Consider the following 21,393-nt stretch of genomic DNA (forward strand, 5'->3'; position numbering starts at 1 on the left):
AATGGAATCTGATATTTTTTATTCTTTTTTACACATTTAAAACTATGTTTCTATGTGTTTAATTTCTATTTTAAAATCTGTCCTAATTTATTTTTAACACATAGGAACATAGTTTTAAAACTGCATAAAGGCGTTTCACTTGCATTAACAAACATAGCTATGTGTGGAAACTTGTTTCTTTCGTATTCTTTTTACAAATTTAAAACTATGTTTCTATGTGTTTAATCCTTATTTTAAACTTGCTTTTGTTTCTTTGATGGTTTTCAAATTACTGTCTGTCAAAGCATTTCCATCAAAGAAAGAAACACCAGTTGCTCCATTTGCTTTGGCAAGTAAAATAGCTTCTTTTAATTCTGCATCATTTTTTAATCCCGGAATATAAATTCCTGTATTGATTTTTGTTTTTTTATCTTCTAAATCAGCAACGCCTTGTTTTGTAGCGTATCCAACCCAGTCAATTTCTTCATTATAAAAACTATGGTAAATCATTGGATAAACTTCATCGATATTCCATTTATCCCAACGCTGGCGCACCATATGATCTGCCATTTCCGGATAAGGAAATACTGCTGCTGTTAACTGTTTGTTGTGTTTGTGTGCAATTTTATAAGCATCGTCAACAACTGCTTTTATGGCATTTAGCCTAAAGTTTTTCCACTCCATATCGATCGAAGTGTTGTGACTTGTTTTTGGGTTTTTGTGGTGGATTTTTTCGAATGCTTTCACACATTCATCACAATAGCAAAAATCGAATTGAGGTAATTCTGTATCCTGAACCAAGTTGTATTTTGGTAATAAACTTATTGGTAAAAAGATGTCCGGAAAACGAATATAATCTAAGTGTACACTTTCTACGCCTTCCACTTTTGCCAATTCTTCAACCAGGCCTAAAACATGTTCTCTGGATTCTTTTCTGGTTGGGCATAACCATTGGTAATAATCTACATAAGGGCGATTATCAAAACAAGATTTCCCTTCTTTGCTCACCTGGTACCATTCCGGATGTTTTAGTGCAACAGCATCATCCGGTCTGTTCATTGCCATAATCCAGGCGTGAACTTTCAGGCCTTCTTTTGTAGCTAGCGGTACTAATCTTTTTAAAAGTGCCGGATCTGTTTTGGTATTTATTAATACTTCATCGATTCCGCCGTCTTTGTATTTTTTAAATTCTTTTGAGTAATCTGCGTCTGATTTTTTGGGATCTGCCGTTGTCCAGACTCCAAATTTAAAATTGGTTTGTTCTTCTTTTTTAGCACACGAAAAAAGGATAAGTGCGAATAAAAAAAGTAATAGTTTTGGTAGTTTCATAGTGGTTTATTTTTGTATTATTTTGCCATCTTGCCTGATAATAAAGGTTTGATTAGAAAATGGGCTTTTTACTGAAATGTTATAGCCGGTTGTGTGATTTTCTAATACTGGTTTTAAAATTTTACCATCAACGCTGATATTTTCTTTGGTAAGAGCTGTTATTGATTTTGCCCAAACTTTATTTTTTTCGTAATATTCTTTTTGAAATCTGTACAAATTATAAAGTTCCCATTTTACTTTTTCGTCCTGCGGAATTGTAAAGTTGTCTTTGCCTTCTTTTGAAGAAAAATAAACATATCCCCATTTCTCCGGTTCATGCATATTGATGACGCCCATTGGCGACCAAACCCAATTGTACTCCGGCAAAAATTTTCCGTCAGCACCTTTTTTGCGTTCATAATTTCCGTTTGTAATGCTGTGCTGCCAGTTTACTCTCGAAAAATTGACACGCCAGAATTTATCTACAGGAACATTTTTGTCAAAATAAGACGTTTTATAAGATGCCCAGGGAATCGCCATTTCTAATACCCAACCCTGATCAATATCGTTGGGATTATTTAGCGTTCCGTTGATTTTTACAGCCGATTTTAGTCCTGGAATATTCCAGTCATTTAAAACAACATTATCATTTTCTCTGTAAGGTTTTGACAAAAATAAATCCCAGGCTGTATTTAAGGCATTAATTTCTAATTCATAATAGTTAAAAGTGTCGCTGTCAGGATCTATAAAAACTTCAAAATCGTTGTTGTAAAAAATAATGGTATCACGTTGTTTTAAATTTGCCCAAACATGCGGTTCTTCAATTTTTGCTAAAATATAAAAATTGGTTTCATCCCAGAGCATTTTTACTTTTGTTGCATATTTTGGTTTTATATTATTTTCTATATCTTCAAAAAGAGCAGTCCATTCTACTTTATCCCAGGAAGCATCATTTTCTTCTCCGTCGATTGCGATTGGAGTTGTGGTTTTTGCGGCAACATAAGTTTTAGGTACAATGGTTTTCTTCGATTGTGAGAAACCCACAATCGAAAGAAAGCCTAAAACTACTGTTAACCATTGAATTTTTAAACGCATGCTTTTTATTATAAACTATTATCTTTTGTAAACTGAATCACTTCGCTTAATTTACCAAATGCTAATGCTACAACAGTATCTGCTGCACCATAATAAACGGCTAATTTATCTTCTTCGATATCATGTAAGGCCGCGCAAGGGAAAACTACATTTGCTACGTCTCCTACTGTTTCATAAATTTCTGCCGGTCCTAATAAATACGGCTGTGTTCTGTATTTTACTTTATCCGGTGAATCTACGTCTAAAAGTGCTGATCCCATTGCGTAACGAAAACCGTTGCAGGTATTGATAACCCCGTGGTAAATCATTAACCAGCCATCTTCTGTTAAGATAGGAATTGGACCTGCTCCAACTTTGGTACATTGCCAGGCACTTTGCTCAAAAGGGGATGGTTTCATGACTAAACGATGTTCTCCCCAATATTTCATATCCGGACTGTAACTGATCCAGATATCGCCAAAAGGCGTATGACCGTTATCACTTGGACGGCTTAACATGGCGTATTTTCCGTTTATTTTTTGAGGGAATAAAACCCCGTTTCTGTTGAAAGGCAAAAAGGCATTTTCGCACTGAAAAAACTCTTTAAAATCAAACGTATATCCAATACCAATTGTTGGTCCGTTGTACCCGTTACACCAGGTAATCCAGTAACGATCTTCGATAAAAACAACACGAGGATCATATTTATAAGCTGATTCGATCATTTCTGTATTTCCGGATTGCATTACGATTGGTTCATGATTGATATCCCAATCGATTCCGTTTTTACTGAAACCGGCAAAAATATTCATTTGTACCGCTTTGTTATCACATCTGAAAACACCCGCATATCCGTCTCCAAAAGGAACTACAGCACTATTAAAAATACTGTTTGATGATGGAATTGCATATCTCTCGATAATAGGATTTTCAGAATATCTCCACATTACGTCATTGCTGTTTTCGGGTCTGTCTTGCCAAGGAATACTACTCATTTTGTTTGTTTTTATTATAATTTGTTTTTTTTGTCTAAGCTTTGTCTTTTTAAACACATAGAATCATAGTCTTGTAAACCGCTTAAAAAAGGCGTTTCACTTTACATTAACAATCATAGCTATGTGTGAGAAACCAGTTTCTTTTTATATTCTTTTTTTTCAATTTTGTCATCCTGACGGAGGAAGGATCACATTAGAAACTCCGCCATCTAAGTCGTCAATCTTTGTCGAGCTACGCGTGTGATCCTTCCTCCGTCAGGATGACAAACTTGGTGTAAACTTTGACAAAGTTTTCGCGCATTAAAAATTTTCTAATTGACTAATTATCTAATTATCTAATCTTCTAATTATCTAATCTTCTATTTTTCGAACTTTATCTAACCACGTAAACTTCAATATTGTTGTTGTCACTAAAAAGACTATTAAAGCTGCAAGTGCTTTTGGATAATCTCTGATGATAAAAAATATGGGCAATAAAATCATACTGGACTGCCAAACAATTCCGATTACGCAATTTAGCATATCCTTCCAGAAATCATTGTTTTTTTCGAAAGTCTGATCTTCGATTTTTAATGTTTTGTAAACCGGACTCCACCAACCCCAAGGTCTTACATTGGTGTAGAATGATTTCAGGACTTCGATATCTGTTGGTTTACTTAAGAATGTTCCTAAAAGACAACCCAAAATAGAGAATCCAAATATCATTGGAAACAGGTAAATTGCCTGCACTTGTGATAACTCGTATAAAAATGAACCTTCTGATAAGCTTCCTTTTGCCTGACCTAAAGCAAATTGTAAAGAAGCGACGATTAATCCGGCGAACATTCCCCAGAAATAACCCCAGCCATTAAATCTCCACCAAATCCATTTTAAGAAATTTGCTGCGACATAACCTCCATATAAAGCACTTGTAATCCAAAGTGTTAAGGAATTTATAGAGTCTGCAAAAAATCCCATAAAAACGCCCAGACCCACAACCAGAAAAGAAGAAATCTGACTCACTTTTATGTAATGCTGGTTTGTAGCAACAGGTTTGAAGTATTTTTTATAAATATCGTTTACAATATAAGCCGGTCCTGCGTTTACAAAAGCAGAGAATCCAGACATAAATGCGGCTAATAATCCTGCAAGAAGAATTCCTTTTATCCCAACCGGAATATATAAATTGACCACTTTTGGCATTAGCAATTCCAGATCCGCACCTGTTAAACCTGTGTTGGCGTTTAACTCTGGTGCTAAGTTTACCAGAGCAATTACGACGATTCCGGTTATTAATAAATACCTTGGAATGAACAAAATCAAATTGGTAAACCCACTCATATAAGCGGCTTCTTTTACAGATTTTGTAGAAAGAATTCTTTGTAAATCATAACTTGGCGTTGGTCCTGCAATACTGGCAAAAAAACCTTTGAATAAAGTCATCCCGATAAAAGCGCCAAACATTTTGTATCCTTCAGAATCTATTAAATTATTAAAGGTCTGAAATTTATCACTCCACTGAGTTTCAAACTGCCAGCCAAAGAAAACATTCTTCCATTCTTCGGTAATTACAGAATTTATCTGAAGATCTGTATAATTGATAAAAGCGTATCCGGCAATCAGGACACCGGCAATAATCATAATTAAATATTGTACAACCTCTGTGGCAACTACAGAAAACATTCCGCCTTTTACGGTATAAATTGTAGTTAACAAAATGATTATTAAGGCATAAGAACGTTCAGAAGTCAATAAAATTAAATCGCCATAATGAAGCGTTAAATCCCACGGAAGAATAATGGTTACAAATTTTCCGATTCCTTCAAAAAAGTAGGCGATGAAACCAATGGTAGAAATTATGGCAAAAATGGCTACTATAATATGTGATGCTTTTCCGGCTCTGTCACTCCCAAAACGGGTTAAAATCCACTCAGAACCTGTCATTACTTTTGATCTTCTGATCCAGACTGCGAGGAACATCATTACAAAAATCTGATTCCATATAGGCCAAAGCCACATAAACATAAAACTTTTTACTCCGTATAGAAATAGTACGCCAATCATCCAGGAAGTTCCTGAAACGTCAAACATTCCTGATCCGTTGCTCAGTCCTAAAAAATACCACTTGATTGTTTTTCCTCCAAGAAAATAATCATCTAATCCTTTTGATGCTTTTCTTGAAATCCAAATTCCTATTCCTACTGAGAGCAGAATGTAAGCTACGATTATCGATACGTCAATTATATCCATTAATTTTTTGTTTGTTGGTTAGTTACGGTTTGTTTTTATTTTTGTTTTCGTTTTTATTTTTTTGTTCCCCAGTTTTTATTTGGCTGCGATCCCATTACAAAATGTAAAATGCCGCCTTTTAATATTTGCTGGTGTGTGATTACTGTTTTATCAAAAGCAACTCCGTTTAAGGTTGCTGACTGGATATAAAAGTTTTTATCTGAAACATTTTCTGCTTCGATTACAAATGATTTTCCTCCTTCGAGATTAATTTTTGCTTTTTCGAAAATCGGACTTCCAATTTCATATTCTCCAGAAGCCGGATTCATAGGATATAATCCCATTGAACTGAAAACGTACCAAGCCGACATTTGTCCGCAATCTTCGTTTCCGCTTAATCCGTTTGGTGTTGTATTGTATTGCGTATCCAGAATATGACGCACCCAATATTGCGTTCTCCAGGGTTGATTCGCATGATTGAACATGTATGCAATATGATGACTTGGCTCGTTGCCGTGTGCATATTGACCAATTAATCCGGAGATATCTGCTGAAACATTGTTTCCTGTAATTTCTGAACTTTCGGTAAATAACTGCTCTAAACGTTTTGTGAATATTTCATTGTTTCCGTGTAATGAAATAAAATCATCTACATTATGAGGCACAAACCAACTGTGCTGCCATGCATTTCCCTCTGTATAATCTGTATGTTCTCTGTGGTTGGAATGTTTGGGATCAAAAGGTTCGTTCCATGATTTTCCATCTTCAGATTTTCCTCTCATGAATCCTGTCTTTGCATCAAATAAATGCTGATAGGCTTTTGAGCGGTTTAGAAAAAACTGATAATCGTCATTTTTACCCAATGCTTTTGCCATTTGCGCCACACACCAATCGTCGTAGGCATATTCTAATGTTATGGTAACAGATTCGTCTAATAAATTATACGGAATGTAACCGTATTTTTTGTAGAAATTCAATCCGCGTTCGTCCTGCATCATTGTAGTTTTCATAGCTTGATAAGCTTTTTCGGCATCAAAACCTTTGATTCCTTTTTGGTATGCATCTACAATTACAGGAATCGAGTGATATCCTGTCATCGTATTGGTTTCGTTTGCGTAGAGCGTCCAGACCGGTAATATTTTTTTTGTATCGTAATAGGCTAACATTGAGTTCACAATATCAGCTGTTTTGTCCGGAGCCAAAAGGGTCAATAAAGGATTTTCTGCCCTAAAAGTATCCCATAGTGATAAGGTCGAGTAAGCGGTATAACCTTTTGCGGTAGCAATTTGATTATCCTCTTTTCTAAACTGACCGTTTTTATCACTATAGGTTACAGGGGCAACTTGAGCGTGGAACATTGCGGTATAGAAAATGGTCTTCAATGAATCTACTTGGGTTTCGACTTCAATTTTGCTTAGAGCAGTATTCCAAATTGTGGCTGCTTTAATTTTTGTATTGTCGAAAGTAGATTTTTCGTTGTCTAAATTATTTTTGGCATTAGCCACACTTACAGATGATAAGGCTACTTTTATAAATAACTGATTACTGTTATTAGCTTCAAAAAATAATTGAGCTGTTGTGTTTTCTCCTTCGGCTTTATTGGCTGTAACAATTTGTTTATTGGCTAATAAAACAGATTCTGAAATAGGTTTTGAAAATTTGGCTACAAAAAATACTTTCTGATTTTTTGCCCAGCCTGTACTATAACGATATCCGCTAATCGTATATTGATCTTCGATTGTAAGTCCGGTTTTTAGCGCTTTATCCCAATTAATGGCAAATCCCAGATCAATGATTACAGATTGTTTATCATTGTTTGCAAAGGTGTATTTATGAAATGCGGTGCGTTGTGAAGAAGTTAATTCTACATTGATTTTAGGATCTTCAAGAAAAACCTGGTAAGAGCCCGGTGTTGCTTTTTCGTTAACATGACTGTATTTTGATTTATAAGGTAATTGATCGCGTGAGGTTGTTGTTTTTGTTAAGTCCAGTTTTTTATTGGTGGGCATGAATAAAATGTCTGCTAAATCTCCAATTCCGGTTCCGCTTAGATGTAAATGACTAAATCCTAATACTATAGAATCTGAGTAGTGATATCCGGAACACCAATCCCAGTTCGAAATACCGTTATCAGGACTTACCTGCAACATCCCAAAAGGAACAGTTGCTCCGGGATAAGTATGCCCGTGTCCGCCAGTGCCAATAAAAGGATCTACATGATTAACAAAAATATTTGCTTGACTATTATTTTTGTATGTCTTTATTTTACAACTTGCAATCAAAATTGCAAATAAGACGAGCAGGGTAAAATTCTTCATATAAAACAAACCTTAATTTAACTTTAAATTTAGATAAATTAGATTTTTATTAAAAGTAATTTAGACGGACGACATATAAACTAGGATAAACATCAAAAAAAGTCACAAAACACATCATTATTATGAATTTCAATTCCAGCAAACTATATCGCATACCATTGCATTATCACATCCTATTTTGGCTAACTTACTTTTTATTTAATACATTTCGTTGGGGAAGCTATTTCAACGATTACCTCTATTCCTTAAAAACAAACTTATTGGGGTTTCCTATTCACATGACGTTGTGTTATCTCAATATCCTGATATTTATGCCTTATTTGGTGTATCGCAAAAAATATCTTTTATATGTACTTGCGGTTTTGTCGTCGATATTTGTAATGGTTATTTTAAAATTTAATCTTACCTATTTATTCATAACGCATAATGTCTGGCCGGAAGGACCTGAAATTATCAATAAACTAACCCTTAATTATACGATCGATATGATGATGGGCGAACTTTATGTAATTACTTTTGTTACTGCAATTAAGATTACTTTAGACTTCCTGAAGGAACAAAAAAGGGTTACGGATCTTGAAAAATCTCAGCTGGAAACGGAATTGCTTTTCCTGAAATCTCAAATTTCTCCGCATTTTTTCTTTAATACACTGAACAATATTTATTCTTTATCTGTAGAAAAATCGAATAAAACGCCTAAAATAGTTCTCAAACTTTCTGAGCTAATGCGTTATATGTTATATGATACAAAAAGCAAAAGACAAACTCTGGAGAATGAAATTCTATGTATTCAGAATTATCTTGATTTGGAAAGAATTAGAAACGATGATCGATTAGAAGTTAATATGTCGATTTCCGGTGATATTCATGACAAGGAAATTTCTCCTATAATATTATTGACTTTTATCGAAAACGCATTTAAACACGGTGTTAACAAAAACACGGGAAAAGTCACGATTAACATTAACTTTAAGATTAAAGATGATTACCTGCATTTCACGATTTCAAACCCGATGGCAGAAATTACGCACCACAAGGATAATTTTAACAAGTCAAGTGGTATAGGCATCGAGAATGTTAAAAAAAGATTAGAATTAGGTTATAATAAAAATGACTATAAGCTTTCATTTAAGAATAAAAACAATATTTTTGTCGTAAAGCTTGTGATTAAAGTATCCTAACACAAGTTTTCTTCGTATATAGATTTACCTGCTAAACTATTTTGCTCAAAGAACTAAGACTTTAGAAATGAAAATAAATTGTTTGATTATAGATGATGAGCCATTGGCAATTAATGTTATTAAAAATTATTTAGAACCAATAGAAAATTTCGAGGTCATAAATACTTTTAGTAACCCGATTGAGGGTTTAAATTTTTTAAAAAACAATACGGTTGACGTAATTTTCCTTGATATTAATATGCCGGTTCTTGATGGTATTAATTTTATAAAAAGTCTCGAAAATCCGCCAATCCTTATTATTACAAGTGCTTACAGCCAATTTGCGATAGAAACTTATGAGTTGGATGTTTTAGATTATCTGGTAAAACCTATCGAGTTTCCCAGATTAATGAAAACCCTGAATAAGATTAGCAAAAGGCTCGAAAATAAAACTAATGTACCGCACGAAAACAATACAGAAAGTCCGTTTATTTTTGTGAAAATCGATAAGAAAAGAATGAAAAAGATTTTCTTTAATGAAATTCTGGTTATCGAAAGCTTAAAAGATTACTTAAAAATAAACACGTTAACGGGCAAATATATTATTCACAGTACATTATCTGATTTCACAGATTTATTACCGGAACGAAATTTTTTAAGAATACACCGATCTTACACTATTGCAATTGACAAAATTGATGCTGTTGAAGGAAACAGCATAGAAATTGAAGGTCTTAGATATGTAATTGGCAGATCGTATATCGATCACGTGAAACAAAGGATTTTGAATTCTTCGATTTAGAAAATTTACTTTAAAAATTATAAAAAATCGTTTGTTATCCTGAACAAAGTCGAATGTAAACCCGACAGGTTTTTAAAACCTGCCGGGTTTGTCATTTTTCATTGGATTAAAATCCGTCTTCACAAAAGATTGACGAATTCTATGCGGAGCTTCTTGTGCAATCCCTCGTTCCTCGGGATGACAAATTGTGGTGGAAATTTGAAAAGATTGTGGTTAAACTTCTAACATTTAACTTTTTTTATAAAAACAAAAAAATGCAGCCTAACCAGGGCTGCATTTTCAAAAAACTTGGTAACTAACCAAATAAACCACATGAAATAGTTTATTATATTTTTAAAATATATTTTCTAGAAGAAATATCGTTTAAAAGCTTCTATAGCAGAGTAATCTGCCAATCCTAAAGCGTGATATTTTTCTGCTGTTAATCGGTTTCTGTCTTCTACTCTTACCCAGAATTCACGGCTGTCATCACCTTGAAACATTACTCCGTCTTTTTGAGACTGGTGATAAAAAATAGCGTGACGTTTTTTAAGCACCTGATCAGGACTCATAGGAACTGCCATTTCGATTTGGTAAGATTCCCATTCATGCCACGCACCTCTGTACAACCAAACCCAGCAATCATCCATAAAACTTTTATGTTTTAATCGTTTCAGGGCTTCAAACAGACTATCCAAACAAACTTTGTGAGTTCCGTGCGGATCTGCTAAATCTCCTGCTGCATAAATCTGATGTGGTTTTATCCTTTCGATAATATCACACATAATTTGAATATCAGCCTCTCCAAGGTTATTTTTCTTAACTGTTCCAGTTTCATAAAATGGTAAATCTAAAAAGTTAACATTAGAATCCGGCACACCTAAATATCTCGTTGCAGCAACAGATTCACTTCTTCTTATCAATCCTTTAAGTCTTCTAACTTCTAATGAATCAATATCATTTGCCTTTTTATTCTTTAAAAAGTTTATGATATTTTCTGACTCTTCAGAATTTTTATTTAATGCTTTCGAAATTTCAGCAAATTTTAAAGCTTCTTCATTAGAAACTGCAATGTTTCCAGAAGTTTGATACGCAATATGCACATCATGACCTTGTTCTACAAGCCTGTCAAAAGTTCCTCCCATCGAAATAACATCATCATCCGGATGCGGACTAAAAATGATAATTCTTTTTCTTTCTGGAGTTGCACGTTCCGGTCTGTAAGTATCATCTGCGTTTGGTTTCCCTCCTGGCCATCCTGTAATGGTTTGCTGCATTTTATTAAACATTTTTATGTTTAAATCGTATGCAGTTCCTTCTTCTGTCAAAAGACTTGACATTCCGTTGTCGTTATAATCCTTATCTGTTAGTTTCAGGAAAGGTTTTTTTGTTAATTCGCTTAACCAGGCAACGGCTTTCAGTTTTAATTCTTCTGTCCAGATTACGGATTTAACCAACCAAGGCGTTTTTACTCTCGTTAATTCCGATGAAGCTTCAGTGTCTAAAACAAATGTTGTGTTGTTGTGCTGTTGTAAATACGTTGCCGGAACACGAGGAGAAATTTCGCCTTCGATTGTTTTTTTTATGATTTCAGCCTTGCTGATTCCCCATCCTAAAAGCACAATTCTTTTGGCATTTTTTACCGTACCAATTCCCATTGTGATTGCTTTTCTGGGTACATTATCGATTCCTAAAAATGATGATGCGGCATCTTGTCGTGTTAAATGATCCAGGGTAATGCTTCGTGTTGCAGAATTAACGTGAGATCCCGGTTCGTTAAAACCAATATGTCCTGTTCTTCCTATTCCTAAAAGCTGAAAATCTAATCCGCCATAGGCTTTAATCTTCATTTCGTAATCGATACAATATTGTTGTAAGTCTTCATTACTGATGTTTCCGTCAGGAATATTAACGTTTTGAGGCAAAATATCAACATGATTAAAAAGATGCTCATGCATAAAGTACCAATAACTCTGAATATTGTTTTTATCCATTGGATAATATTCATCTAAATTGAAGGTTACAACATTTGCAAAACTCAAACCTTCTTCTTTATGTAATCGCACTAATTCTTCGTAAACTTTTACCGGAGATGATCCGGTTGCTAATCCTAAAACACAAGGTTCGTTTAACTCTTCTTTTCTCTGAATTATATTGGCTATTTCCTGAGCCACTAAAATTGAAGCTTCCTGAGACGAATCAAAAATCACATTATGAATCTTCTCAAAACGGGTTTCCTCAAACTTTCCAGCTTCTTTAAAATTTATACTTTCTTTAATCATTTGTGTGTTGTTGTGATTATTTGATATAAAATTAAATATTACATAATGTAAATAAATCAAAAATTCGACTAATAACCTTTAACCTTCGCTAGAAAACATAATTCGAAACTTTAAGAAAAAAGATCACAAATTAAAAGCAGTTATAGTGTTTCAATTACATTTATTTCTGCAATCGAAACCGTCGATCCCTTCCCTACTGCTGACTTGGCAACAAAACGAATATATCTTGCTTTATCTTTTTTGAATGTCTTTACCTGCTCGATTGGATTGTTTTTTATATTCGAAAATTCTCCCTGAGATTGTAAAATCCATTTTACATTATCAACGCTGGTGTAGAATTCATAATTAGAGATTAAATTGAGATTATTCCCAACTTGCTGCGGCACATAAGTGAAGCCGTTTATAGTCGAAATAGTTCCCATATCGATTGTTATTTCTTGCGGAAGTTTATTAGACTCACCTCCAAAACTCCAGTCTGTATTTGGATTTCCATCAATAATTCGGTTTGCTGAATTTAAGTCGCCACTCGAAACCGTTACTATTTTCCAATTTTCTTTAGAAGCACCGTATTTTGAAGTTTTTACTGCGCTGCTAATATTTTCATCAGCGTTAATTGCAACTGCTTTAATCACAACCGCTTTATTGTGCTGGAATTCTCCTTTATATAATGTGCTCTTTTTTGTTGGATTACTTCCGTCAAGGGTATAATAAACCGGATTTCCTTCTTCGGATTTCATGGTGACATTCCCGTTTTTATCGCGCTGAATTTCAGGCATGCGTACAAAAGTTGTCGCATTATAAGCCTGAATATTCGAAATAACAACACTCGCTTTAGAATCCGTAATATTTATTCTAAGAGCCGATGCCGTAACTCTGTCAATTCTTAAAATTCTTTTGTAACCAATAGTTGTTTCCGTTGCAACCGTTTTCCAAATTCCGTTTACTTGAGCTTCAACAGTAAAAGCTTTAACACGTTGTCCTAATGTTATATATTCCTGAAGCAGAATACGGTTTAAAGCCGTTGGCTTATTAAATTCAAAAACTATCGAAGCTGTTTTTGCACTATCATCCGTCGCCCAATACGTATTTTTATTTCCGTCAGTTACATTTTTTGTTCCAAATTCAGCGTTGTTTCCTCTTATATTATCAGCTGAGATTTTACTGCCTGCTAATAATTCTGTTTTAAAATCTTGCCTGATTGTCGAAACTAATTCTTTTAATCTTGCCTCATCATTTTCATGAACCAAACCTCTTTTATCCACCGGAAGATTGAGCAGTAAAGTCGCATTACGTCCTATTGATTCATAATAAATATCGACCATTTCGTCCAGCGATCGTACTTTATCATCTTCAACAGCATGATAAAACCATCCCGGTCTTATCGAAACATCTGCTTCACCGGGAACCCATTTTTCTCCATCTTCATGACCGGACACAAACTCTGTATAATGTACTTTTCCTGCCAGTTCATCTTTCTGGCGTAGAACACTCCAGTTTGTTTTTCCTGCGCGGCCTTCTTCATTTCCAATCCATCTTGCTTCTGATGGTCCAACGCCCCAAACCAACGTTTTTGGTGCTGTATTGTAAATTAATTTATAGGTTTCGTCCCAGTTGTAATATTCAAGCGTATTTATTTTTCTGGTTTCATTTGCACCGCCATAATATCCGTCACCGCCATTAGCGCCGTCAAACCACATTTCGAAAACATCACCGTAGTTTGTCAACAATTCTTTTAGCTGATTTCTAAAATAGGTAACATATTCTGGTTTGCCATAATCTGCGCGGCTTCTGTCCCAAGGCGAAAGGTATAACCCTAACTTTAAACCATATTCCTTGCAAGCGGCAGCCAATTCTTTTACAAGATCACCTTTACCCTTTGCCCACGGAGAATTTTTAACCGATCGCTCTGTATAAGCAGATGGCCACAAGCAAAATCCGTCGTGATGTTTTGCAACTAAAATGATGCCTTTCATACCAGCCGCTTTAACAACTCTCGCCCATTGCCTTACATCCAGATTGGTTGGATTAAACAGTTCCGGAGATTCATCGCCGTAACCCCATTCTTTGTTTGTAAATGTATTTAAGGAAAAATGTACGAAAGCATAAAACTCCATTTCCTGCCAGTCAACTTGTTTTTGAGTAGGCAACGGACCAAATGGCTTGGGAGATTTTGCCAATTCCTGCGAAGACATTGGGTTTATGAAACAGAAAAAACTCAGTAATAAAAAAATATTTTTCATCTGGACTTTAAATAATTCGGTTTGAAGGTTAACTACCGCATAAATTTAAAATAAATGAATCTTCTATTTGATACTATTTCGACCAACAACATTTTTAAAAGAGTATTGGTTATGATTATAAACTTATTAGAGACATTTTTAGATGCTTTGCTATTACACAAAACAAAAAAAGCCACTTTAAGTAAAGTAGCTTTTGATGTAAATTATATGGTAAAGTTTAAAAAATCCCCATATTTTCAGGTTTAATTGTAAATCCTATACGTACCATACTTTTATGTTCCTGATAATCTATTAAACTTTCTGTGTAACCCACAAACCATTGCAGCGTGAGATAATAATTCTCGCTTTTGTACGGTCGCCAGTTTACTTGCGTTTGCAATGATCCGTAATTGATAAGACCGCTTCCTTTCCTGAAAAGAATATCGGCACTCCATCGTCCGGGTTGTATTTGATAGGTTGCACTTGCTTCACCGTATCCTACATATTTTGTCAGCCCAGGATTATCTTCTTTATCAACAAGCGGAATCCATCCTCGTAATCCCACAATCCATCGCGGAGAAATTTGAGATTTTAATGAAAAAGCAAGCATATTCCAGGTTCTGGAATAAATAGAATCTCTTCCGTTTGACTCGTGTTCCAGGGAGATTGTTCCGTAAGTTAATCTGTTTCCTTTTAAATAAAATGGACGAACGATAGCTACTCCGGGATTAAAATTAATTTCAGAGAATGGTTTTGAGCTTGCATAAATATCCCAAAAAGCTTTTTGAGTATACATTAAATACGGGAAAAATCCGCCCCATAACGGTTTTGAATTCAATCGAAGTTTAAAACTTACCTGATATTTGACATCTGCATTATCACGCGTAATATCTGTATTTATGGGTACGCCGGTTAAAAAATAATTGTCTTTATGAACCGAGAAACTAGGTTCTTTTAACAGCGAATCTGCGGCACGGAAATTTTTTTTAGTCTCTAAAATTTGCGAATTTGATTTGATTGAAAATAAAATTAAAAAAATCAGAAGATATTTGAACTGCATTTATAAGAATTAAATTGAGATTATTTTGAGCTTTAAAAATAAATGTACCTCATTTGAATGAACCAAATTGACTCAATAAAAAACAGGATTAACCCAATAAAATAATAGCGATAAAAGGTCTTTTTAAAGCTTGACATTTACATCTCTTTTCTACTCTACAAATATTATTTTTTTTGAACAAAAAGAAAGTTTGAATGAATTTACTTTCAAACAAAACTAAGGTTATTTTATATCAGGAATTGCTGATTTTTGACTAAAAAGCGTATCAGCAGCAAAAAAAATAAATTCAGGTACGCATTGCGGATAATTAAATAGAACGATATCTATAATTTTGCAAAAAATCCACAAGAAGGGATTTCCAAAACCTAATTAAAATAAATACTATGTCTGATTTTTTAAAACAATTTGGAGAGGATCTCAAAAAAAATGTACCAGGTTTTATTGCCGTTTCTGTTGCTGAAATCAAAAGCGGAATGTCATATTATTCACAATCTGCTTTAAGTGATTTCGATCCGGAATTAGCTTCTGCATTTAATCTTGAAGTAGTTAAAGCAAAGATGAATGCGATAAAAGCACTAAACTTAAACGGTCAGGTTATTGACAATGTTATGATTACGCTTACTTCTCAAATTCATATTATTGATGTTTCTGATAATGGCGAATATTTTATTTATTTAGCAGTAGATTCAACCAGAGCTAATTTGGGTATGACAAAATCTATTCTTAATAAATACAAAAAAGAAATAGTAGAAAAACTGTAATTGTAATTTTTTCTTATAATTCTACGAAGAGAATATTCTATTTGAATATTCTCTTTTTTAATTTAATCTAATTTGTAACCCAGATTAATTTATATTTATTCCCGAAATGAAATTTTAACAATGGAATTAAGGGAGTACTTCGAAAAATATCCGAATGAAGAAACCTGCATTGAAGAATTAAAAAACAAGCGTCTTCAAAATGGTTTGGTCTGCAGGAAATGCCAGCACAATCTACATTCTTTCAGAAGAGTAGATTTAAAGTTTCAATGCAAAAAATGCGGCAACAGACTCAGTCTTCGATCTGGTACTGTGATGGAAAACTCAAACTTACCCATTAAATACTGGATGATTTGTATCGAATTAATGACGCTTTCCAAAAGAAAATTCTCCATATTACAAATGCAATATCTTCTGGGACACAAACGATACGAACCGATCTGGTTAATGGTTCAAAAAATTCGTTTGGTCATGCAAAACAGGGATCAAAAATATACTTTACGAGCATATTCTGAGTTTGATGCTGAGTTTCTTAACGAAATTGAAAAACTAACTTATTTAAAAAAACAAAAATCAGAGTGATTGAAATGCATTTAGATTTCAAATCGTTTTTGTTACTGTAATTTTTTATCTTTTTTTTCCGGATAACTTCACAATGCGATCCTTTCAAAAGCTAAAACACCAAATAAAATTGCTGTTTTTTGTGTCTTATATACTCCATTTTCTTCCTTCAAAAATGAACCGGAATAAATCTTAATGCGCCAAAAACTGGCACTTTCGCAATTAATTTATTATCTTGTAATACCTAATTTTCTTTTACACTATTAATAGTGCGAAATTTTATTTGTCAAAAATATAAATCCATAAAACCTGTTTTATGAAAAAAATCCTTCTATTATTATTCCTTACATGCTTGTTTATTTCATGTGAAAACAAAAAAGAACTTGAACTTCAAGAATTTGAAAAAGCTTTAAATTTAAGAGAACAAAAAATAACCGAAAAAGAGTCTGATTATAAAGCGCTGCTTTCGTTTCGCGACAGTATTTATGCCCTGAAAGATACCGTAAAGGATATTACCTCATCGATAAAAGAATGGCCCGATAACATTGAGGGAATCTGGAACAGTAAAATGTTGTGCAGGGAATCGAACTGCAGTAAATATGTAATTGGAGATCAGCGTAATGAAACCTGGCAGTTTGTATCAGATTCTACAGGAATTTATACGAATGTTTTAAATAACAAAAAGCTTACACGTGTGTTTCAGGCAAAATATGTTGATGATAAAATACTGCTTGAATTTAAAACCGACAGTATTTCGAAAAATAGTGTAAAAATGAATGTGGTTCTTGACGATATCAAAAATAATGTTATCAAAGGTACACAGACTATAACGGGACAGGATAATTGTACTGCAAGATTTTCAGTAGAACTTACTCTTCCTCAAAAAAAATAATATATGTTACTAAGTATACAACACGTTAGCTTGCCTATAGAAGATCCGCTGTTAAAATTCCTGATTGAATTAATTATAATTTTATGCATTCCGCTTTTGTTGAATAAAATAAAAGTACCGCATCTTTTAGGTCTTATTATCGCCGGAGCTGTAATTGGCCCTAACGGATTTAATGTACTGGCAAGGGACAGCAGCATAGTAGTAACAGGGACTACAGGACTTCTCTATATCATGTTTTTGGCTGGACTTGAGATTGATATGGGCGATTTTAAAAAAAATAAATGGAAGAGTATTACTTTTTCCCTCTACACTTTTACAGTACCATTTGTACTGGGGCTTATTGGCGGTTATTATATATTACATTTTTCAGTTTTAACCTCAGTTCTTTTCGCCAGCTTATTTTCGTCTCATACTCTTATCGTATATCCTATGGTAAGCAAACTTGGAATCGCTAAAAAACTGGCCGTTAATATTACCGTGGGCGGAACGATGATTACAGATGTACTTTCTCTGGTCGTATTGGCAGTTGTCGTAGGAATGTCGCAAGGAGAAGTAGGAACTTCATTCTGGGTAAAATTATCCGTTTCTATGATGGTGTTTGCTTTGATCGTTTTACTTGTTTTTCCTATAATTGCGCGTTGGTTTTTTAAGAATGTCGAAGATAAAATTTCGCAGTATATATTTGTTATTGTCATGATATATCTTGCGGCTTTACTGGCAGAATTAGCCGGAATTGAAGCCATTATTGGGGCTTTCTTTGCAGGTCTTGCCTTAAACCGACTTATACCACATACTTCTTCGCTGATGAACCGCGTAGAATTTGTGGGAAATGCGATTTTTATTCCCTTTTTTCTTATTAGTGTGGGTATGCTTATCGATTTTAATGCTTTTATACAGAGTTGGGAAACTTTGGGCGTAGCGTCAATTATGCTTATCGCTTCTATAGGAGGAAAATATGCCGCAGCAATTTTAACAAAAAAAACATTCAGGCTTACTAATGATGAGGGTACACTTATTTTTGGGATGAGCGCCGCGTCTGCAGCTGCAACATTAGCATCTGTGATGGTTGGGTACAATATTATTTTATCTGAAAATGATGCGGGAGAACCAATCCGTCTTTTAAACGAACATGTGCTTAACGGAAGTATTTTACTGATATTGGTTTCTTGTACGATTTCATCATTCGTTTCAATGGCAAGTGCGCAAAGAATAGCGGATTCTGATAAAGAAGAAACTGTCGCCGGAACTAGTCACGAAAAAGAAAATATTCTGATGGCTATAAACCACGAACATACTGTTGAAAAAATAGTTAATCTTGGTTTGCTTATAAAAACACAAAGTAATAAAGATGGCTTATTTGCCGTAAATATCATCAATGAAGATAAGAGCGAATCATCCTCAAAAAATGCAGAAAAATTACTGGGTGACGCTGTAAATATGGCCGCCGGAGCAGATGTAAAACTAAATCCGATTACCCGACATGATAATGATGTAATATCCGGAATAAACAATGTTGTAAAAGAACAAAGTATTACGGATCTAATTATTGGATTAGAGGAAGATAAAGGTTTTTCGTCTTCATTTACCTATAATCTTTATAATGGCTATTTGCGCAACAAAGAAATAAATGTTATCATATATCATGCGGTTCAACCCGTTGCTACAATAAAAAAATATGCCGTGCTTATCCCTGCAAATGCAGAACGTGAGCCTGGTTTTTTTCATTCTTTATTAAGAGTTTGGAATATAGGTAAAAACTCAGGGGCTAAAATGAGCTTTTATGCCAATGAAAAAACAACTGAAATTTTAAAAAGTATCATTAAAAAAGCAAATATTGAAGCCGTTTTTAATACTGTAACTATCTGGCAGGAAGCTCAGGAAGCGGCCTGTAATTTAGAAAAAGACGAAGGTTTAATTCTTTTAATGGCAGACAGAGGCATGCATTCTTATTTTTCGCAAATGCAAAATGTCCCAGAAATTTTAAATAAAAACCTGAACAACAATAATTATATTCTGATTTATCCTTTTTCGAAAATTGATAAAACCGTTACCGAAAAAAGAGCTGTAAGCAATCATGATGATTTTGCAGATATTGGAAAAATTATCGGACGAATTTTTAAATAAATTAAGTACTTCAGCCTTTGCTAAAATAGAAAAAAACACAAAAGAGACAAACAAATATAAAATAACAACAGCCCAAAAGTAACGGAATGAATCGTGTACTTTTGGCAAAAATTATACTAATACAAATATCAATTAAATTTAAAATGCAGGAAATTAATACAACCGAAAAAGGAATTAAATTATATCGCAATTCAAAAAAAACAAAAAAACTATTATTAACGTCTTTAGGAGTCTGCATTATTTTGCTCGTTGTCATTCTTTATAGTGTTGGAATATTTGATAATGTACTAAAGATCAAACCCCTTGTATTTTCGGGCGCAGCGTTTTTAATCATGCTGATTCTTTTATTAAAAAGCGTTATGGGTTTAAAAGATAAAAGCCCGCTAATTGAGTTAAATAAGCAAACCTTTTATGGAAAAACTACTCCAATTTCAAAATCTTTTGGCATTGTAAACTGGGAAGATGTAGCTGACATTCAATCACAAAAAACCGGAGGCGATACTTTGGTTATTGTTACTATCAACAATCCTAAAAAATACGAAGGAAGACTTTCAAAAATGCTTTGGAATATGGCATATAGCAAAGAAACCAATCAATTAACTTTAATGTATTCTGCTTCTGAAATTGATATTGATTCTAATGAACTTTTCAATTTATTTAACAAATCCTGGAAAGAAAGTACTTCATTAAACTAATAAAAAATTCAATACTAAAATCCTTCAAATCAGACCGCTTTTTAACGTTGTCTGATATTAGAAATATAATTTGATGAATATAAAAAGATCAGAACTCAAGAAGATTCTTCAAAAAGTAGAAGATAAAAATTTATCTTTCCGTGTTTTTGATTTAGAAAAAGAAGCTGTAAAAACGTATCAGCAACCGCATAAAAACGATCACTTTTTTATTATAATTGTAGAAACCGGAAAAGTTGAAATACAAATCGAAGACAAAATTCATTTTCTTAAAGCAGGAAAAATTTCTATTATTTTTCCGGAGCAAATTTGTTTTATATCTAATTTCAGTGATGATTTGACCGGTAAAATAATTTTATTCGAAGAGGTATTATTTTGTTCTGATATATTAAAAAATGAATTAAGTCCTTATAATGTAAATCTTTCTGCAAACCTTAATTGTACAGCACTTCCTGACCCAGAATTTGAAGAAGCAATTACTCTTGTAAAAAGCATTCAGAATATTTATAATAAACCCAGTCTTGTCAAAAAAGAGCAAGCCCGCTTTTACATCAAAGTTTTTTTATTGGGACTTATAGAATCCGTTCATGGACAACATCCTGTATTGCATCAAAAAACAAATCAGCATGTTTATATTGGTTTTAAAAAACTATTAAATCAACAATATCGAAGTGAGCGAACTGTACAGTATTATGCTTCGCAACTTTCGATCAGTCCAAAAAAACTCAATGAAATAACAAAAAAACATTGTGGTGAAACTGCTATAAATGCCATTCATAATCGGATATTGACAGAAATTAAACGCCAATTATTATTCTCTGATCTCTCACACAAAGAAATCTCTTTCGATTTGGGATTTAGTTCTCCATCAGCCCTGAATAAATTTGTACGCGCAAAACTCAAAGAGACTCCTACGGAACTTCAGCAGGAATTGGCGCAAATTTATACCGCATAGTCTTGTTTGTATAACATCCTGCCCTGG

16 protein-coding genes and 1 pseudogene are annotated in these 21,393 nt (G+C 33.8%); 9 read left to right on the forward strand and 8 right to left on the reverse strand.

Translation table 11 applies throughout. The features are described from left to right. Positions 1–228 precede the first annotated feature (228 nt). From ASF10_RS12990 to ASF10_RS13010, 5 genes are all read right to left on the reverse strand, one after another. Positions 229–1,308 (reverse strand): putative glycoside hydrolase, encoded by a 1,080-nt coding sequence (locus tag ASF10_RS12990; RefSeq protein WP_056249888.1) that lies wholly within the window; start codon positions 1,306–1,308, stop codon positions 229–231. 6 nt (positions 1,309–1,314) lie between these two features. Continuing rightward, the gene (locus ASF10_RS12995; RefSeq protein ID WP_056249892.1) at positions 1,315–2,382 is read right to left on the reverse strand and encodes a carbohydrate-binding family 9-like protein; all 1,068 of its coding nucleotides are present in this window, start codon (positions 2,380–2,382) and stop codon (positions 1,315–1,317) included. A gap of 8 nt (positions 2,383–2,390) precedes the next feature. Beyond that, entirely contained in the window at positions 2,391–3,356 is a 966-nt protein-coding gene (locus ASF10_RS13000; RefSeq protein ID WP_056250386.1) for a glycoside hydrolase family 130 protein, read from the reverse strand. A 351-nt stretch (positions 3,357–3,707) separates the two neighbouring features. Then, positions 3,708–5,585: a sodium:solute symporter family protein gene (locus tag ASF10_RS13005; protein WP_056249895.1), complete on the reverse strand. Its 1,878-nt coding sequence runs from the start codon at positions 5,583–5,585 to the stop codon at positions 3,708–3,710. A gap of 53 nt (positions 5,586–5,638) precedes the next feature. Continuing rightward, on the reverse strand, positions 5,639–7,882 hold the full coding sequence (locus tag ASF10_RS13010) for a GH92 family glycosyl hydrolase (RefSeq protein ID WP_056249899.1): 2,244 nt from the start codon (positions 7,880–7,882) through the stop codon (positions 5,639–5,641). Positions 7,883–8,004: 122 nt separating this feature from the next. On the opposite strand from ASF10_RS13010, the gene ASF10_RS13015 reads away from it, so the two are divergent. After that, positions 8,005–9,063 carry a sensor histidine kinase gene (locus ASF10_RS13015; RefSeq protein WP_056249901.1) on the forward strand — a complete coding sequence of 353 codons (1,059 nt, stop codon included), beginning with the start codon at positions 8,005–8,007 and terminating at the stop codon, positions 9,061–9,063. A gap of 67 nt (positions 9,064–9,130) precedes the next feature. Continuing rightward, positions 9,131–9,844: a LytR/AlgR family response regulator transcription factor gene (locus ASF10_RS13020; protein WP_056249904.1), complete on the forward strand. Its 714-nt coding sequence runs from the start codon at positions 9,131–9,133 to the stop codon at positions 9,842–9,844. Positions 9,845–10,191: 347 nt separating this feature from the next. Here the strand turns inward: ASF10_RS13020 and nagB are convergent, their stop codons facing one another. Then, positions 10,192–12,105, reverse strand: a complete 1,914-nt coding sequence (nagB, locus tag ASF10_RS13025) for a glucosamine-6-phosphate deaminase (RefSeq protein ID WP_056249907.1) — start codon at positions 12,103–12,105, stop codon at positions 10,192–10,194. A gap of 140 nt (positions 12,106–12,245) precedes the next feature. Continuing rightward, a complete protein-coding gene (locus ASF10_RS13030) occupies positions 12,246–14,345 on the reverse strand; it encodes an alpha-L-fucosidase (RefSeq protein ID WP_056249909.1) in 2,100 nt (699 codons plus the stop codon). 54 nt (positions 14,346–14,399) lie between these two features. Between ASF10_RS13030 and ASF10_RS13035 the strand changes: the two genes are divergently transcribed. Next, on the forward strand, positions 14,400–14,591 hold the full coding sequence (locus ASF10_RS13035) for a hypothetical protein (protein WP_056249912.1): 192 nt from the start codon (positions 14,400–14,402) through the stop codon (positions 14,589–14,591). On the opposite strand, the gene ASF10_RS13040 is transcribed toward ASF10_RS13035, so the two are convergent. Next, complete coding sequence (locus ASF10_RS13040; RefSeq protein WP_056249915.1) at positions 14,563–15,384, reverse strand: phospholipase A; 822 nt, start codon at positions 15,382–15,384, stop codon at positions 14,563–14,565. The two genes, ASF10_RS13035 and ASF10_RS13040, sit on opposite strands and share 29 nt — an antisense overlap. 383 nt (positions 15,385–15,767) lie before the next feature. On the opposite strand from ASF10_RS13040, the gene ASF10_RS13045 reads away from it, so the two are divergent. The 6 genes and pseudogenes from ASF10_RS13045 (at position 15,768) to ASF10_RS13070 (ending at position 21,366) form a co-directional block, all read left to right on the forward strand. After that, the gene (locus ASF10_RS13045) at positions 15,768–16,145 is read left to right on the forward strand and encodes a hypothetical protein (RefSeq protein WP_056249918.1); all 378 of its coding nucleotides are present in this window, start codon (positions 15,768–15,770) and stop codon (positions 16,143–16,145) included. A gap of 111 nt (positions 16,146–16,256) precedes the next feature. Continuing rightward, a pseudogene (locus ASF10_RS13050) lies at positions 16,257–16,721 on the forward strand (transposase); the annotation flags it as partial. Between the two features lie 298 nt (positions 16,722–17,019). Further along, a complete protein-coding gene (locus ASF10_RS13055; protein ID WP_056249923.1) occupies positions 17,020–17,595 on the forward strand; it encodes a hypothetical protein in 576 nt (191 codons plus the stop codon). Between the two features lie 3 nt (positions 17,596–17,598). Further along, positions 17,599–19,719 (forward strand): cation:proton antiporter, encoded by a 2,121-nt coding sequence (locus ASF10_RS13060; RefSeq protein ID WP_056249925.1) that lies wholly within the window; start codon positions 17,599–17,601, stop codon positions 19,717–19,719. An 86-nt stretch (positions 19,720–19,805) separates the two neighbouring features. After that, on the forward strand, positions 19,806–20,414 hold the full coding sequence (locus ASF10_RS13065) for an STM3941 family protein (RefSeq protein ID WP_131726537.1): 609 nt from the start codon (positions 19,806–19,808) through the stop codon (positions 20,412–20,414). A 73-nt stretch (positions 20,415–20,487) separates the two neighbouring features. After that, positions 20,488–21,366, forward strand: coding sequence for an AraC family transcriptional regulator (locus tag ASF10_RS13070; protein WP_056249930.1), 879 nt, complete (start codon positions 20,488–20,490; stop codon positions 21,364–21,366). Positions 21,367–21,393: the final 27 nt, after the last annotated feature.

It is taken from the genome of Flavobacterium sp. Leaf82, assembly GCF_001422725.1.
Taxonomy (GTDB): Bacteria; Bacteroidota; Bacteroidia; order Flavobacteriales; family Flavobacteriaceae; genus Flavobacterium.

Coding starts and splice junctions, on each gene's coding strand:
- ASF10_RS13020 (WP_056249904.1), top strand. CDS start 9,131: ATGAAAATAAATTGTTTGATTATAGATGATGAGCCATTGGCAATTAAT.
- ASF10_RS13015 (WP_056249901.1), top strand. CDS start 8,005: ATGAATTTCAATTCCAGCAAACTATATCGCATACCATTGCATTATCAC.
- ASF10_RS13005 (WP_056249895.1), bottom strand. CDS start 5,585: ATGGATATAATTGACGTATCGATAATCGTAGCTTACATTCTGCTCTCA.
- ASF10_RS13045 (WP_056249918.1), top strand. CDS start 15,768: ATGTCTGATTTTTTAAAACAATTTGGAGAGGATCTCAAAAAAAATGTA.
- ASF10_RS13040 (WP_056249915.1), bottom strand. CDS start 15,384: ATGCAGTTCAAATATCTTCTGATTTTTTTAATTTTATTTTCAATCAAA.
- ASF10_RS12990 (WP_056249888.1), bottom strand. CDS start 1,308: ATGAAACTACCAAAACTATTACTTTTTTTATTCGCACTTATCCTTTTT.
- ASF10_RS13010 (WP_056249899.1), bottom strand. CDS start 7,882: ATGAAGAATTTTACCCTGCTCGTCTTATTTGCAATTTTGATTGCAAGT.
- ASF10_RS13030 (WP_056249909.1), bottom strand. CDS start 14,345: ATGAAAAATATTTTTTTATTACTGAGTTTTTTCTGTTTCATAAACCCA.
- ASF10_RS13000 (WP_056250386.1), bottom strand. CDS start 3,356: ATGAGTAGTATTCCTTGGCAAGACAGACCCGAAAACAGCAATGACGTA.
- ASF10_RS12995 (WP_056249892.1), bottom strand. CDS start 2,382: ATGCGTTTAAAAATTCAATGGTTAACAGTAGTTTTAGGCTTTCTTTCG.
- ASF10_RS13070 (WP_056249930.1), top strand. CDS start 20,488: ATGAATATAAAAAGATCAGAACTCAAGAAGATTCTTCAAAAAGTAGAA.
- ASF10_RS13065 (WP_131726537.1), top strand. CDS start 19,806: ATGAATCGTGTACTTTTGGCAAAAATTATACTAATACAAATATCAATT.
- ASF10_RS13055 (WP_056249923.1), top strand. CDS start 17,020: ATGAAAAAAATCCTTCTATTATTATTCCTTACATGCTTGTTTATTTCA.
- ASF10_RS13035 (WP_056249912.1), top strand. CDS start 14,400: ATGAATCTTCTATTTGATACTATTTCGACCAACAACATTTTTAAAAGA.
- nagB (WP_056249907.1), bottom strand. CDS start 12,105: ATGATTAAAGAAAGTATAAATTTTAAAGAAGCTGGAAAGTTTGAGGAA.
- ASF10_RS13060 (WP_056249925.1), top strand. CDS start 17,599: ATGTTACTAAGTATACAACACGTTAGCTTGCCTATAGAAGATCCGCTG.